Origin of the sequence: Rhizobium sp. NXC24 (genome assembly GCF_002944315.1) — a bacterium.
GTDB lineage: Bacteria > Pseudomonadota > Alphaproteobacteria > Rhizobiales > Rhizobiaceae > Rhizobium.
On record NZ_CP024311.1, the window covers coordinates 911,260 to 925,318 of the forward strand.

14 protein-coding genes are annotated in these 14,059 nt (G+C 61.5%); 3 read left to right on the top strand and 11 right to left on the bottom strand.

Annotated elements, in window-relative coordinates:
• Positions 1–57: 57 nt before the first annotated feature.
• The 3 genes from NXC24_RS04435 to NXC24_RS04445 form a co-directional block, all read right to left on the bottom strand.
• Positions 58–351, bottom strand: a complete 294-nt coding sequence (locus NXC24_RS04435) for a GIY-YIG nuclease family protein (RefSeq protein WP_104822203.1) — start codon at positions 349–351, stop codon at positions 58–60.
• A gap of 287 nt (positions 352–638) precedes the next feature.
• On the bottom strand, positions 639–1,889 hold the full coding sequence (locus NXC24_RS04440) for a class I SAM-dependent RNA methyltransferase (RefSeq protein ID WP_104822204.1): 1,251 nt from the start codon (positions 1,887–1,889) through the stop codon (positions 639–641).
• Positions 1,886–2,626 (bottom strand): TlyA family RNA methyltransferase, encoded by a 741-nt coding sequence (locus tag NXC24_RS04445; RefSeq protein WP_104822205.1) that lies wholly within the window; start codon positions 2,624–2,626, stop codon positions 1,886–1,888. Before NXC24_RS04445 ends, NXC24_RS04440 begins: the two co-directional genes overlap by 4 nt.
• Before the next feature lie 126 nt (positions 2,627–2,752).
• Here NXC24_RS04445 and NXC24_RS04450 point away from each other — a divergent pair, with 126 nt between their 5' ends.
• Positions 2,753–3,760 (top strand): DUF4424 domain-containing protein, encoded by a 1,008-nt coding sequence (locus NXC24_RS04450; protein WP_104825002.1) that lies wholly within the window; start codon positions 2,753–2,755, stop codon positions 3,758–3,760.
• A 229-nt stretch (positions 3,761–3,989) separates the two neighbouring features.
• A complete protein-coding gene (locus NXC24_RS04455; RefSeq protein ID WP_104822206.1) occupies positions 3,990–5,927 on the top strand; it encodes a methyl-accepting chemotaxis protein in 1,938 nt (645 codons plus the stop codon).
• A gap of 161 nt (positions 5,928–6,088) precedes the next feature.
• Here NXC24_RS04455 and ppk2 read toward each other — a convergent pair whose 3' ends face one another.
• The 5 genes from ppk2 to NXC24_RS04480 all read right to left on the bottom strand — a co-directional run bounded on the left by ppk2 (position 6,089) and on the right by NXC24_RS04480 (position 11,580).
• Positions 6,089–7,009, bottom strand: a complete 921-nt coding sequence (gene ppk2 / locus NXC24_RS04460) for a polyphosphate kinase 2 (RefSeq protein WP_104822207.1) — start codon at positions 7,007–7,009, stop codon at positions 6,089–6,091.
• Positions 7,010–7,344: 335 nt separating this feature from the next.
• Complete coding sequence (gene dxs / locus NXC24_RS04465; protein ID WP_104822208.1) at positions 7,345–9,261, bottom strand: 1-deoxy-D-xylulose-5-phosphate synthase; 1,917 nt, start codon at positions 9,259–9,261, stop codon at positions 7,345–7,347.
• A gap of 125 nt (positions 9,262–9,386) precedes the next feature.
• Positions 9,387–10,310, bottom strand: coding sequence for a pirin family protein (locus NXC24_RS04470; RefSeq protein WP_104822209.1), 924 nt, complete (start codon positions 10,308–10,310; stop codon positions 9,387–9,389).
• 74 nt (positions 10,311–10,384) lie between these two features.
• Positions 10,385–10,636, bottom strand: coding sequence for an exodeoxyribonuclease VII small subunit (locus tag NXC24_RS04475; RefSeq protein ID WP_104825003.1), 252 nt, complete (start codon positions 10,634–10,636; stop codon positions 10,385–10,387).
• A gap of 2 nt (positions 10,637–10,638) precedes the next feature.
• Complete coding sequence (locus NXC24_RS04480) at positions 10,639–11,580, bottom strand: histone deacetylase family protein (RefSeq protein WP_104822210.1); 942 nt, start codon at positions 11,578–11,580, stop codon at positions 10,639–10,641.
• A gap of 165 nt (positions 11,581–11,745) precedes the next feature.
• On the opposite strand from NXC24_RS04480, the gene NXC24_RS04485 reads away from it, so the two are divergent.
• A complete protein-coding gene (locus tag NXC24_RS04485; RefSeq protein ID WP_104822211.1) occupies positions 11,746–12,147 on the top strand; it encodes a thioesterase family protein in 402 nt (133 codons plus the stop codon).
• An 8-nt stretch (positions 12,148–12,155) separates the two neighbouring features.
• On the opposite strand, the gene NXC24_RS04490 is transcribed toward NXC24_RS04485, so the two are convergent.
• From NXC24_RS04490 to NXC24_RS04500, 3 genes are read right to left on the bottom strand one after another with little or no spacing between them, the layout of a single operon-like run.
• A complete protein-coding gene (locus NXC24_RS04490) occupies positions 12,156–12,719 on the bottom strand; it encodes a biotin transporter BioY (protein WP_104822212.1) in 564 nt (187 codons plus the stop codon).
• A 28-nt stretch (positions 12,720–12,747) separates the two neighbouring features.
• Entirely contained in the window at positions 12,748–13,350 is a 603-nt protein-coding gene (locus NXC24_RS04495; protein WP_104822213.1) for an energy-coupling factor transporter transmembrane protein EcfT, read from the bottom strand.
• On the bottom strand, positions 13,350–14,027 hold the full coding sequence (locus NXC24_RS04500; protein WP_104822214.1) for an ABC transporter ATP-binding protein: 678 nt from the start codon (positions 14,025–14,027) through the stop codon (positions 13,350–13,352). The genes NXC24_RS04495 and NXC24_RS04500 overlap by 1 nt, the downstream gene beginning before the upstream one ends.
• Positions 14,028–14,059: the final 32 nt, after the last annotated feature.

Here is a 14,059-nt window from a genome sequence, read left to right on the forward strand (position 1 = left end):
AGGCGGGAGCGCAGCGACCCTCGAAGGGCGAGGTGGCCCGGAGAGTTGACGTTATCGCTATTTCGTTGCGGGTCCCCGTCGCGACAAGGCAGGTAAGGCTTCGTAATTCAAGGCAATCAAGGCTTCCTTCTTCCGGCGCGACCAACCCTTGATCTGTCGTTCTCGCGCAATCGCATCGATGATCCGATCATAGACTTCATGAAACACCAATTCGACCGGCCGGCGTTTGGCGGTATAGCCATCGTAGATGCCCGCATTGTGCTCCCATACCCGCGCTTCGATCTCCTGTTTGGTGAGACCGGTATAATAGGAGCCATCACTGCAGCGAAGGATGTAGACGGTAGCTTCCATGACGAGCTTTCAAGCAGGGATGAATTTCTCTACCATTAAGTGTACTGAATGATCAATTCTTTTCCCTCATCCGCCCTCGTGGTTCGAGGGTCGCTTCGCTCCCGCCTCACCATGAGGGCTAATCTTTCCTGGCCTTCCAAAACTCGGCACAGAATCCCAAACTCGTTCCGATTTTGTCGAAGAAAGAGAAGGTTGAGATGAAGACTATGCGATCTCACTCCGCCCTCATGGTGAGGAGGCCCGCAGGGCGGTCTCGAACCACGAGGGTCGGCCCCAAGCTCGTGTCGTCACTTCTCCAGCGCCGCCACCACTTCAACGTGTGAGCTCCACAGGAATTGGTCGATCGGCGTGACCCTTGTGATGCGGTAGCCGCTTTCGACCAGCAGGGCCAGATCGCGCGCGAGCGTCAGCGGGTTGCAGGAGACGGCGACGATTTTTTTGACGGCGGAGCGAGCCAGTTCCTTGCTCTGGAACTCCGCACCGGCGCGCGGCGGATCGAAGACGACGGCGTCGTAGGCTTTCAGTTCCTGCGCCATCAGCGGCCGGCGGAAAAGGTCGCGGCGTTCGATGGTTACGGGTTTCAGCCCCTGCGTGTTGCGCGCTGCGTAGTCGAGGGCAGCCAAAGGCTTGTCTTCGCCTTCGACGGCATGCACGCGGCCGATGCGCGCCAGACGCAGCGAGAATGTGCCGCTGCCGGCGAAGAGATCGGCGATGCGCTTCGCCTTGCCGACATGGGCAGCAACCAGCTCGGCCATAGCCTCTTCGGCCGGCTTTGTCGCCTGGGTGAAGGCGCCCGGCGGCGGCGAAACCTGCACGCCACCGAAATCGACCATCGGCTTCATCGGCTCAACCAGGATCTCGCCGTTCAGGGAGACGCGGGCGATACCGCGAAGGGCAAGCACGGTTTCGATGGCGCTGCGCCGCTGTTTGTCGGAGAGTTTCTTGACCTCATCGACAGCGATATCGAGGCCGGAGAGCGTCTCCAGGACGGAGATGCGAAATGCTTCCGCGCTGACAGCGAGAGCCGCGCCGACAGCCCTGATCGCCGGCAGTCGCGACATGATCCCGGCCGAGGCGATCGGACACTCCTGAACGGCGACGATATGGTGGCTTTCGGCCTGATTGAAGCCGATCAGCATGTCCTTCTCGGTCTTGCGTGCGGCAAAGACCACGCGCCGGCGCTCGCCCGGATGGGCGGCGATGAGCTCGTCCACCTCTGGCGTCAGCCCTTTGGAGCGCAATGCATCGATCACGAGCTGGCGCTTGAAGGCGCGATAGGGCGCATCGGCATAGTGCTGCAGCGTACAGCCGCCGCAGGTGCCATTGACGCCGTCGGGGCCGAAATGCCGACAGTGTGGCTCCTGCCGTTCGGGCGAGGCCGCCGCGATCGACATCAACGTTCCATGGCTCTTCACCCGCGCGATGGCAACGGTCTCGCCGGGCAGCGTGAAGGGTACGTAGATCGGCCCGTCGGCGCCTTGCGCAATGCCGTCGCCCTGGGCGCCGAGCTTCTGGATGGTCACGGTTTCGGTGCTCATGGCTTGATCCCTGCGAGAAGAAATTCCTGATTGCCGTCGCCACCCGCGATCGGCGAGGGGATGAGGCCGAGGCTACGCCAGCCCATGTCCTCGATGAGCCAGCGTTCCAGCTCCGCCGCAACCGTTGGCGCGGAGGAGGGGTCCTTCAACAGACCGGCCTTGCCGATCGCCTCGCGTCCGGCCTCGAATTGCGGCTTCACCAGCAACGCGCAACGCGAGCCCGGCTCGGCAAGCCCGAGGGCCGGTGCCAGCGCCAGCTTCAGCGAGATGAAGGAAACGTCGGAGGCGATGAAGGTTACGGGCTCGCCAATGTCTTCGGCCGTCAGATAGCGGGCGTTCAGTCCCTCGATATTGGTCACGCGCGGATCGGCTGATATGCGCGGATGCACCTGCCCATGGCCGACATCGATAGCGGTGACATGCGCCGCACCCCGCTGCAGCAGCACTTCGGTGAAACCGCCGGTCGAGGCGCCGACGTCGAGACAGTGCTGCCCCTTCGGATCGAGTTGGAAATGATCCAGCGCGGCCACCAGCTTCAGCGCGGCCCGCGAAACGTAATCCTGAGCGGGATCGTCGATCGCGATCTCCGCATCTTCGGTAAACAATGCGCCCGGCTTGCTCACTACTTTGCCGTCAACCGTCACCGTGCCGCGCTGAATGGCGTCGCGCGCCCGCGAGCGGCTGGCGAAAAGCGAGAGGGAGACGAGAAGCTGGTCGAGGCGTTGCGGTTCGGACATGGGCTGTCCATGCCGGGCAATGGTCTGCGTTGCAAGCGTTTTGTGTTGATGGCGGCCAATGTCGGCGTTGACGCTATGCGGTATCTCGCCATAATCGCCGCAAACCGGCAGTAGATGGGGGCTCGGATGCGCGGGATTTGCGGCTATGCGACGGCTCTGGCGATGCTTGCCACGCCGGCCCTGGCGAACGATAGCATGGCGGAGCTGAAGACCGGCGGCCTCGCTTATGTCCGCACCGGCGATATCAGCATGGATGACGAAAAGCTCTTCATTTCTCCGACGGAGGTGAAGGTCGATTACCTCTTTGAGAACACATCGGATAAGGATGTCGAAAGCGTCGTCGCCTTCCCCATGCCGGATATCGAGGGCGTCCTCGACAGCACGGTCGCCATCGAGGACGCCGATGCCGACAATTTCCTCGATTTCACCGTCACGCAGGACGGCAAACCGATCACGCCGACTTTGCAGCAGAGCGTGACAGTCTCCGGTATCGATCTGACGGCCGAGCTGAAGGCGCACAATATTCCGCTGCGACCGCTCGGCGCAGCCGCGTTCAACGCGGTTGCGAAGCTGCCGCCTGATGTGCTCCAGGACTGGAAGGCGCGCGGTCTCATTGCCGATGACGAATACGACAGTGACGGCCAGGGCATGAAGCATCACCCGACGCCGATGTGGATCCTGCACACGACCTATTGGTGGCGCACCAAATTTCCGGCCCGCGCCAAAATCAGTGTGCAGCACCGCTATAAGCCGAGTGTCGGCGGCACGGTCGCCATCACCTTTGCTGGCAACGAGGACTACGAGAAGGAGCAGCTCAAGATCTATCAGACCAAATATTGCGTGGACGACGCTTTCCTTAAAACCGCTACCAAACTATCCGCAGCCTCCGACAAGGGCGGCCGCGCCTATACCGAAAGCTGGATTTCCTACGTTTTGAGCACGGGCGCCAACTGGTCCGGTCCGATCAAGCATTTCCAGCTAACGGTCGATAAGGGCAGCCCGGATAACTACGTCAGCTTCTGCGGCAGCGGTGTCAAGAAGATCGGCCCCACGAGTTTTCAGATGACCGCAGAGGATTTTTCTCCTGAGCACGATCTCGATATTCTGATCCTCAATGCCGGATCTCAGAATTAGAGTATTGTTGCGCCTCTTGCACTGAGCAGAGTTAAATAATTTTAAAGCTGTAGCATCTAGTTATGCATGCGATTGCGATTGTCCTTTTCGGGGATAATCGCCTGCCATGACGGCTCCGCGCCTCTCGCGCCCAATCATGCCTCTTCCCAGAATTTTGGAGCATCCGGCTGCGCTCTCCCAGCGGGTTCGTCGATGTTCGCCAGGACCGGCGCTCAGGAGGCGCTTGCCCATGTTTGCGAAGAACCTTTCCTTGAATGGCAAACTCGCCATCACCTTTGCCGCACTTATCGCTATCTTCGCCTGCGTTTCCGCATTCGTTTACGCCAAGGAAGAAATATCGACCGCGGCCGCCGCCGAACAGGTCAAGTCACAGCAGCTCGTCAATCTGATCGACGATTCCCTGCAGGCCATGCTGGAACAGGCGGTCAACTTGCGCGGCTTCCTGCTGCTGCGCAGCAATAGCACCTATGGCGACGTTGGCACCAATCGCGATCGCATGCTGAAGAGCATGGCGGCCGCCAAGACGGTTGCCGCCGACGAGCCGGACCTGCTTGCCGCGATCGACGGCATGCAGAAGGCCGCGGATCTCTATTTCCATCAGCTCGCCGAGCCGCAGATGAAGGCGCGCAAGGAAACCGAGATGCCGCTCGACCAGATCGTCAAGATCGGCCAGAACGAGACGAAGGGTCAGCTCGACGGTTTCCGTGAGGCTGCAGCCAAGATCAAACAGGCTGCCCGCGCCAAGGCAGATGCCCAGTCGGCCATCCAGGATGATGCCAACAGCGAACTGCGTCTGACATTGATTGCCGGCGGTATCATTGCCTCGCTGGCCGCAGCCGTGCTTGCCTGGCTGCTCGCACGCACCATCGTTCGCCCGATCGTCGGCATGACTGCCGCCATGGCCCGCCTTGCCGGCGGTGAGCATAATATCGACGTGCCGGCCATCGGCCGGGGCGATGAAGTCGGCCGCATGGCTGACGCCGTCGTCGTCTTCAAGGAAGCGGCGATCGAGAAACTGCGTCTTGCCGGCGAGACCGACCGCATGCGCGGCGATGCCGAGCGTCAACGTCAGATGAACGACGAGCAGAAGGCGCGGGAAGAGGGCGAGATCCGCTTCGCGATGGAGGCGTTGGCCGGCGGGCTTGCCGCCCTGGCCTCCGGCAATGTCGCCGCGCGCCTCGAGCGTACCTTCGCACCGCAGCTCGACGGCGTCCGCGTCGACTTCAACAATGCCGTCGAAAAGCTGGAAGCCGCCCTGCAGTCGGTCGGCCACAATGCTTCGGCGATCAATGCCGGTGCCGGCGAAATTCGTTCGGCCGCCGACGATCTTGCCCGCCGCACCGAGCAGCAGGCGGCCGCCGTCGAAGAGACCGCAGCAGCCCTCGAAGAGGTGACGACGACGGTTCGCGATTCCGCCAAGCGCGCTGAAGATGTCGGCCATCTCGTCGAACGTGCCCGTCAGGGCGCTGAGAAGTCCGGCGATGTCGTGCGCAAGGCGGTCTCCGCCATGCAGCAGATCGAAAAGTCCTCGGGTGAGATCAGCAACATCATCAGCGTCATCGATGATATCGCCTTCCAGACCAACCTCCTGGCTCTGAATGCCGGTGTCGAAGCTGCCCGCGCCGGTGATGCCGGCAAGGGTTTCGCGGTCGTCGCCCAGGAAGTCCGCGAGCTGGCCCAGCGTTCCGCCAGCGCCGCCAAGGAGATCAAGGCACTGATCACCACCTCGAGCGATCAGGTCAACACCGGCGTGTCGCTGGTCGGCGAAACCGGCAAGGCGCTGGAACTGATCGTTTCCGAAGTGCAGGAGATCAACCGCCACGTCGGCGCCATCGTCATCGCCACCCGCGAACAGTCGACCGGCTTGCAGGAAATCAACACTGCCGTCAACAATATGGACCAGGGCACGCAGCAGAATGCCGCCATGGTCGAGGAACAGACGGCGGCGAGCCATGCACTCGCCCGCGAGGCAGCCTCCCTCAATGAGCTCCTGCACCAGTTCCGTCTGAGTGACATGCCCCGCGAATCCAAACGTCCTGCGGCCGTTACCGCCCAGTCACGACCGGCTGCTTCGCCTGCGAGGGCATTGGGCCGCACGGTTGCCAAGGCGTTTGGCGGCAAGGCCACCGCGGCGGCTGTTGCCCAGGATGAGTGGGAGGAGTTCTGAGGCTGGCGTCTTGATGACGCCGAACCTCTGATGCTCTTTCTGACGGGCATCGGAGGTCGGGGAGATCTGTCTCGCCTGTTTCGAGGCGAGACAGATATCAGTTAGCGGTAGCTGCCGAGGGTGGCTATGACCCTTGGCCAGTGCTACCGCGAAAGCGTTCCCTAGTACTTGGACGGAACGTAAAGCTCCGGCGGCAGCACCTTGCGCTCATAGTTGGGGTTGAAGACGCGCTCCGGCAGGGTGATGTCCTCGTGAGGCACGTCCTCATAGGGAATCTGCCTGAGCAGATGGTCGATGCAGTTCAGGCGGGCGCGCTTCTTGTCATTGCCTTCGACGATGTGCCAGGGCGCTTCCGGAATGTTCGTGCGCGCGAAGGTTTCTTCTTTCGCCTTCGTATAGGCTTCCCACCGCACGCGGGACTGCAGATCCATCGGCGAGAGCTTCCACTGCTTCAAGGGATCGTGGATGCGCACGAGGAAGCGAAGCTGCTGCTCCTCGTCGGTGATCGAAAACCAGTATTTGACAAGCCGAATCCCGGAGCGAACCAGCATGCGTTCGAACTCGGGTACGTCGTGAAAGAACTGTTCGACCTGATCTTCCGTCGCAAAGCCCATCACACGCTCGACACCGGAGCGATTGTACCAGGACCGGTCGAAGAGAACGATCTCGCCGCCCGCCGGCAGATGGGGCACATAGCGCTGGAAATACCATTGGGACTTTTCGCGGTCGGATGGCGCTGGCAGCGCCACGACCCTGGCAACGCGCGGGTTGAGCCTTTGGGTGATCCTCTTGATTGCCCCGCCTTTGCCCGCCGAGTCTCGGCCCTCGAAGATCACGACGACCTTCTCCTTGTGATAGGTCACCCAATCCTGGAGCTTGATCAGTTCGGCCTGTAGCGACAGCAGGGTGCGGAAGTAGTCGATACGCGGCATCGCAGCCGGATGTGCCTTCTGGTAAATCTTTCGGATCTCTTCGGAAAGAGCCGGTTCCGAGAGTTCCAACTCATAGTCTTCGTCTAGCGTATCGGCCAGTTCCGCTTCAAGCCAGTCGGAATACTGGTGCTCTTTGTCTGAATTGTTCAAGGTTCTCTCCGCTTCTCGATGGCAGCTAACGACAGCAGTCGATGCATGATCGCTCTTAAAAACGCGAACATGCCCGTTCCTGCATTGCTGCAAGTTCCGCTTTGTTCATGACAGTTAGATGACTGATTGCCGCAGGGCGAAGAGACGAAGCACGCCGCACTCAATTCTAATCAGCAAAAGCGGACTAGATGCCGTGGAGGCAAAGCCAGCGACCTTTCCACATTCAAATCAACGCGCTTCGCCCACAGGGCGACCACGCCTCAGGGCGCGCCTGTTAAAGTGCCGGAAGATCGACATCCGAACAAACGGTAGATCGATGGCGGGCCAAGCCGGATTTACCCGACGACCTCGATAATCCGGCTGCGGCCCAGCGCCTTGAACACCGTCTGCACGATGCCGGCCCGGTCGAGACCGGCTTTGGCATTCATGACTTCGGGCTTGGCTTGCTCCATCCAGATGTCGGGCATGACCAGCGTGCGGATCTTCAAACCATTGTCGAGCAGGCCTTCCGTGGCGAGGAATTGCATGACCTGGCTGCCGAAGCCGCCGACCGAGCCTTCCTCGATGGTGATCAGCACCTCATGATGGCTGGCAAGCTGGCGGATCAGATCGTGGTCGAGCGGTTTGGCGAAACGAGCATCGGCAACCGTTGTCGGCAGTCCGGCCGCATCGAGATCTTCGGCGGCGGCAAGGCTGTCGGCGAGCCGGGTGCCAAAGGATAGCAGCGCCACTTTCGAACCCTGCTTGACGATGCGGCCCTTGCCGATCTGAAGAATTTCGCCGCGTTCCGGCAAATCGACGCCAACGCCTTCGCCGCGCGGATAGCGGAAGGAGATCGGGCCAAGATCGTAGGCAGCAGCCGTGCGCACCATATGCTTCAGCTCCGCCTCGTCGGCGGCGGCCATGACCACGAAGCCGGGCAGGCTGGCGAGAAAGGCCGTGTCGAAGGAGCCGGCATGCGTCGGCCCGTCGGCGCCGACGAAGCCGGCGCGGTCGATCGGGAAGCGCACTGGTAGCCCCTGGATCGCGACATCGTGCACCACTTGGTCATAGGCGCGCTGCAGGAAGGTCGAATAGAGCGCCGCGAAGGGCTTAAAACCCTCGGCGGCCAGGCCGGCCGCAAACGTGACGGCATGCTGCTCGGCAATACCGACGTCGAAACAGCGGGCCGGGAAAAATTCCTGCAGCTTGTCGAGACCGGTGCCGTTCGGCATGGCGGCGGTGATGCCGACGATCTTTTCGTCCAGCATCGCTTCCTGCACGAGCGCATCGGCGAAGACGCTGGTATAGCTCGGTGCATTCGGCTTCACCTTGGCTTGCGCGCCGGTGATGACGTCGAACTTGTTGACGCCGTGATATTTGTCCGCCGCCGCTTCGGCAGGGGGATAGCCCTTGCCCTTTTGCGTCACGACATGGATCAGCACCGGGCCCTGAGCATGGTCCCGCACATTGCGCAGGACCGGAAGAAGATGGTCGAAGGAGTGACCGTCGATCGGGCCGATGTGGTAGAAACCCATCTCCTCGAACATCGTCCCGCCGGTGACATAGCCCCGCGCATGTTCGACGGCGCGGGTAATGGCGCGGTCGACATTCTTGCCCAGATAGGCGGTGAGCTTCTTGCCGAAATCACGAAAGCCCATATAGGTGCGGCCGGAGGCGAGGCGCGCGAGATAGGCGCTCATGGCTCCGGTCGGCGGGGCAATCGACATGTCGTTGTCGTTGAGAATGACGATCAGCCGCGCGTCGAGCGCGCCGGCATTGTTCAGTGCCTCATAGGCCATGCCGGCCGACATCGCGCCGTCGCCAATGACGGCAATGACGCGGCGGTCGGTATTGTCGAGTTCGGCGGCGACCGCCATGCCGAGACCGGCGGAAATCGATGTGGAGGAATGCGCTGCGCCGAAGGGATCATATTCGCTCTCTGCGCGGCGGGTGAAGCCGGAAAGTCCGTCCTCCTGGCGCAGCGTGCGGATGCGGTCGCGCCGGCCGGTCAGGATCTTGTGCGGATAACATTGATGACCAACGTCGAAAATCAGACGGTCGTTCGGCGTGTCGAAGACATTGTGGATGGCGATGGTGAGTTCCACGACGCCGAGGCCGGCGCCAAGATGTCCACCCGTGCGCGATACCGCATCGATCATCTCGTCGCGGAGCTCGCGGGCGAGTTGCGGCAAATCCCGGTCCTCCAGCTTTCGCAGGTCGGAAGGATAGTGGACCTGGTCCAGCAGGGGCGTCTCTGGCATATGTGTCAAGGCTGAAGCCTCTTTCTTACTATTCTTGGGCAGCGGCCCGCCTTTATCTCAAAAAAGATTGCGACAAAAGGCGACGAATTCAAGGAGTGCCTGAACAAGAAACATTTGGCATTGTTATGAACTCGTTAGCTTTCCGGCAAAGGAATAAACTCTTCCTCGTCTCCCGGCACGATATCGAAACGGCCGGTGCGCCATTCTTCCTTGGCTTTTTCGATGCGTTCCTTAGAAGAAGACACGAAATTCCACCAGATATAGCGCTTTGAATTGAGTGCCGCACCACCAAAAAGCATCAAATGACAGCCTTTTTCAGCCGCCTCCAGGGCAATCGCATCGCCGGGGCGGAAGACAAGGAGTTGATCCTGTTCGAAACGGTCGCCCGCAACAATGAGCGAGCCGGAGAGAATATAGACCGCACGTTCCTCATGCCCGGCGCCGAACGGAAACTTTGCGCCGGGCTGAAGCTGAAGATCGACATAGAGCGTGTCGGAAAAGACTTTGACCGGCGAGGTCACGCCCTCGAAGCTGCCGATGACCACGCGGCCCGTCGCTCCGCCGTCGTCGATCAGCGGCATGTCGCTCTTTTCGGTATGGGTAAAGGCCGGATCGATCTCTTCCTTGTCGTCCGGCAGGGCTAGCCACGTCTGCAGGCCGGACATCGCCAGCGGATGGCCGCGCAGATTGTCTGGCGTGCGCTCGGAATGCACGATACCGCGCCCGGCTGTCATCAGGTTGATATCGCCGGGGCGAATGACCTTTTCCGTCCCGAGGCTGTCCCTATGACGGATTTCGCCGTCGAAAAGATAGGTGACGGTCGAGAGGCCGATATGCGGATGCGGCCTGACATCCAGTGCTTCGCCCGGCCGCAGCACTGCGGGACCCATGCGGTCGAAAAAGATGAACGGTCCCACTAGCCGCCGCCGGCTGCTCGGAAGCGCACGACGGACGAAGAAGCCGCCGAGATCGCTGGTGCGGGGAATGATGAGATGCTCGATCGCGTCGCAGGCGAAGGCATCGCCGGGCAGCGGATCTTTTCCAGGGAAGAAGGACATGACGAGCGCTCCATTCGGTTGAAAGCCAACCTAACGGCAATAGGTCGGAAACTCAAATCTTGCGCGCGCGGGCCTCACTGTCCGTCCAGCGGCTCCGTGCCTTGGGGCTTGCCGGCGCGGTCGAGCCTGATCTTCTCGATGCGGTTCTCCGCTGCCGAGAGCAGAGCCTCGCAATGCTTCTTCAGCGCTTCGCCGCGCTCATAGATGGCGATGGATTCGTCGAGCGCGACGTCGCCGCGTTCCAGCCGCGCGACGATGCTTTCGAGCTCCGCCACAGCCTTTTCAAAGGAATAGCCGGACACATCCACTTTGGCGCTTTCGCTCATCATCAACCCTTCATCATGCGCAGAATATGCAGGCCTGCCGATTCGGCGAGGCCTTCCAGATCATAGCCGCCTTCGAGCAGGCTGACGACCCGGTTCTTGGCGCTGCGGTCGGCGGCTTCCAGAATGCGCCCGGTCGCCCAGTCGAAATCCTCGCCGGTGAGATTCAATTGTGCCAGGGGATCGCGATGATGGGCATCGAAGCCGGCCGAGATGAGGATGAGGTCGGGGCGAAAATCGTCGAGTGCCGGCAGCACGCGCGATTTGAAGGCCTCGCGGAAATGGTCGCCGCCGGTATTGGGCGAAAGCGGCGCGTTGACGATGGTATTATGCGTGCCGCGCTCGTCCTTCTTGCCGGTGCCGGGGTAAAGCGGCATTTGATGCGTGGAGCAGAAGAGCACCGAGGGATCGTCCCAGAAGATGTCCTGCGTGCCGTTGCCGTGATGCACGTCCCAGTCAACGATGGCGACGCGCTCGGCTCCATGGGCCTTCTGCGCATGGCGGGCGGCGATTGCCACGTTGTTGAAGAAGCAGAAGCCCATGGCCTTGGACTTCTCTGCGTGGTGGCCAGGGGGGCGGGCCGCGACAAAGACGTTGTCGGCCGCGCCGGAGAATACGTCGTCGACTGCCGCCATTGCGCCGCCGACGCCACGCAGGATCGCCTGCAGCGTCTTCGGGCTGGCATAGGTGTCGGCTTCGAGCTGGTTGATCTCGTCCTCGTCACCCCCGTCGGGGATCGAGCGCATCACAAAGGTGAGGTGCTCTTCCGGATGGGCAAGCAACACGGCGTCTTCATTGGCGATTGGCGCCTGGCGCCGGTCCAGTCGCTCGAAGTTCGGATGCTCCAGCGCGATATTCAAAGACCGCAACCGGTCAGGCCTCTCCGGATGACCCGGGGGGGTAAGATGTTCCAGAAAAATCGGGTGCTCGTAAAGACGTGTGCTCATGAAACCAATCTACAGACGGGATATGACATCTGCTACCGGACATGGGCAGTATCACCATAATGTCAACAATCCATCTTAACCACGTTGGGCTACCAACCGTTTACTTCTTGAGGCGCGATGTTAAGCTTTCATTAAGGTGCGAGCCGTCGGCCAGGGTTTTGCGTTATGATGAGTCTAGAACGATCCGATGTCATCGAAATGCGGGTACCGCCTCGCGATGTCGACAGGCAAGGGCAGATGTTCATCGCCTCCTACATCTCCCAGGCGGAAACGGCGCTGTCGAATTTTTGGCGCGCCCGGCCGCTGGTGAGCGACGAGCCGGTCTACATCGCCACTAAGGCTTCGTGCGCGCTGCACCGGGCGCTGCGTTATGACGATCTCGCCCGCTTTTCGGTCAGCGTCAACAAGATCGGCGGCAAGTCGATCGGCTTCATGGTCCTGGTCGAAACCGGCAATGAGGTGGCGGCGGAGGTGGAAATTCTCTGGCTCGCCGTGCGCGGCGAGGAACACGATCCTGTGCCGCTTCCGGAAGATACCCGCGACTGGCTCTACAAATACCTCGATTGACTTTTGGCTCAGCTTCGCTGCGGCAGCAGGGGGTAGCCAACCATGACGGCGCGGCCGACGAGGGCGGCGACGACAGCTTTGACGAGGTCACCCGGAACGAAGCCCATCGACCCCTTGAACGCGTTGGTGAAGCCGAGATTGGCCCCGATCGCGAGCCAGGCAATGCCGAAGGCGTAGAGAACCACGACGCCGCCGATCACTGAAGCGATGAAGAAGCCGATGCCCTGGGCAAGGGCCGTTTGCTCGGCCTTCACCAGCCGCTCGGAGAGATAGCCGGTGACATAGGCGGCGAAGATCCAGCCGATGAAGAAACCGGCCGTCGGACCGGCGAAGACGGCAAGGCCGCCGCGGCCGCCCGACAGCACCGGCAGGCCGATCGCCACCAGCACGACGACGATCAACACCGCGACGGCGCCGCGCTTTGCGCCGAGCACCACGCCCGCAAGCATCACGCCGAGCGACTGTGCCGTGATCGGCACCGGAATGATGCCGATCGAGATCGGCGGCAGCAGGCCGAGCGCTACGATGATGGCGGCAAAAAGCGCGGAGAGAACGAGGTCGCGGGTGGTCATGACGGCTCCAGTCGAAAACAGTGTCTTTTCAATGCCGCCGAATGCCCCTGGCGTCAATCGCGGCTGCGATATTATCGGCATCGCGCAGCGTCAGGATGATCAGCGGCACCAGCGCTGTTGTCATGCGGATTTTGATCCCGCGAGCTTCATGCGCCTCGCGGATGGCACGGTAACGGTCGAGAATTTCCGGAACGAAGCGCACGACGAGGCCGACCGAAAGACCGATATCGGCCGCCTTCAGGAGGCCGACCTTTTCCAATGGCACGGCAAGCGCCGTGATCTCGTCAATGAAAGCAGCGATCGACGTCGTCGCCGTCACCACGGCCGCGAAAAGCGTGAGCGCGGTCAGCCGCAACACGGTGACAGCAGCGACATGGACGGGATTGAAGATCAGGCTGAACAGCGCCACGACGATAATGGTGAGAACGACCGGCCGCAGCCGTTTCAACGCTTCGCTCACGGGCAAGCCAGTGCTGAAATAGAGGAGGGCGCCGATGGCAACGGCGAGGCCAAGCAGTGCGAGGTTGTCCGTCAGGAACAACAGGATGCCGAGGGCCGCCAGCGCGCCAAGCTTCAGACGCGGCGTCAGCCGGTGCATCCAGGTACTGGCGTCGACGTGCAGCGTCTGCATCAGGCAGCCAACTCCCTGTAGCGGGCGATTGCCTCCGTCGGTGGCGCATCCGCGATTAATCGACCTTGATCGAACAGCAGCACCCGATCGAAATCCTCTATCAGTGGCAGGTCATGGCTGATGACGATGACATGTTCCGGCAGCCCGGCAATGGTTTCCTGAACCAGCGCCCTGTTCCGGAGGTCGAGCTGATTGGTCGGTTCGTCGAGAATGAGGATGTCGGGTCCGGTGACGAGCACGGAGCAGAGAGCGGCCATCTGCAGCTCGCCGCCGGAAAGTTCATGTGCGCGCCGCTCCGCCAGATGGCGGACGCTGAACCGGTCGAGAATGCCGTCCACCGCCGCCTCGATCTCGCTCTTGCCGAGGCCGCGCGCCTTGAGGCCGAAGGCGATATCGTCGCGGATGATCGGCAGGATGATCTGATTCTGCGGCGACTGGAAGATATAGCCGACCTTGCCGAGCACGGACTTGGCGTCGGTCACGGTGTCGAGCCCATTGACGGTGACCCGGCCGGTCGTAGGCTTGGCAAGCCCGTTGATCAGCCGCGCAAATGTCGTCTTGCCGGAACCGTTGAGCCCGATCACACCGACGCGCCGCTCGCTCAGCGTCAAGCTGAGCGGCGAAAGCGCAAGCCGCGGGCCGAAATTGACGCCGGCATTGTCGAAACGGATATCCAAGCTGCTGGCCCTGTTCCATCGTGATATCGCGG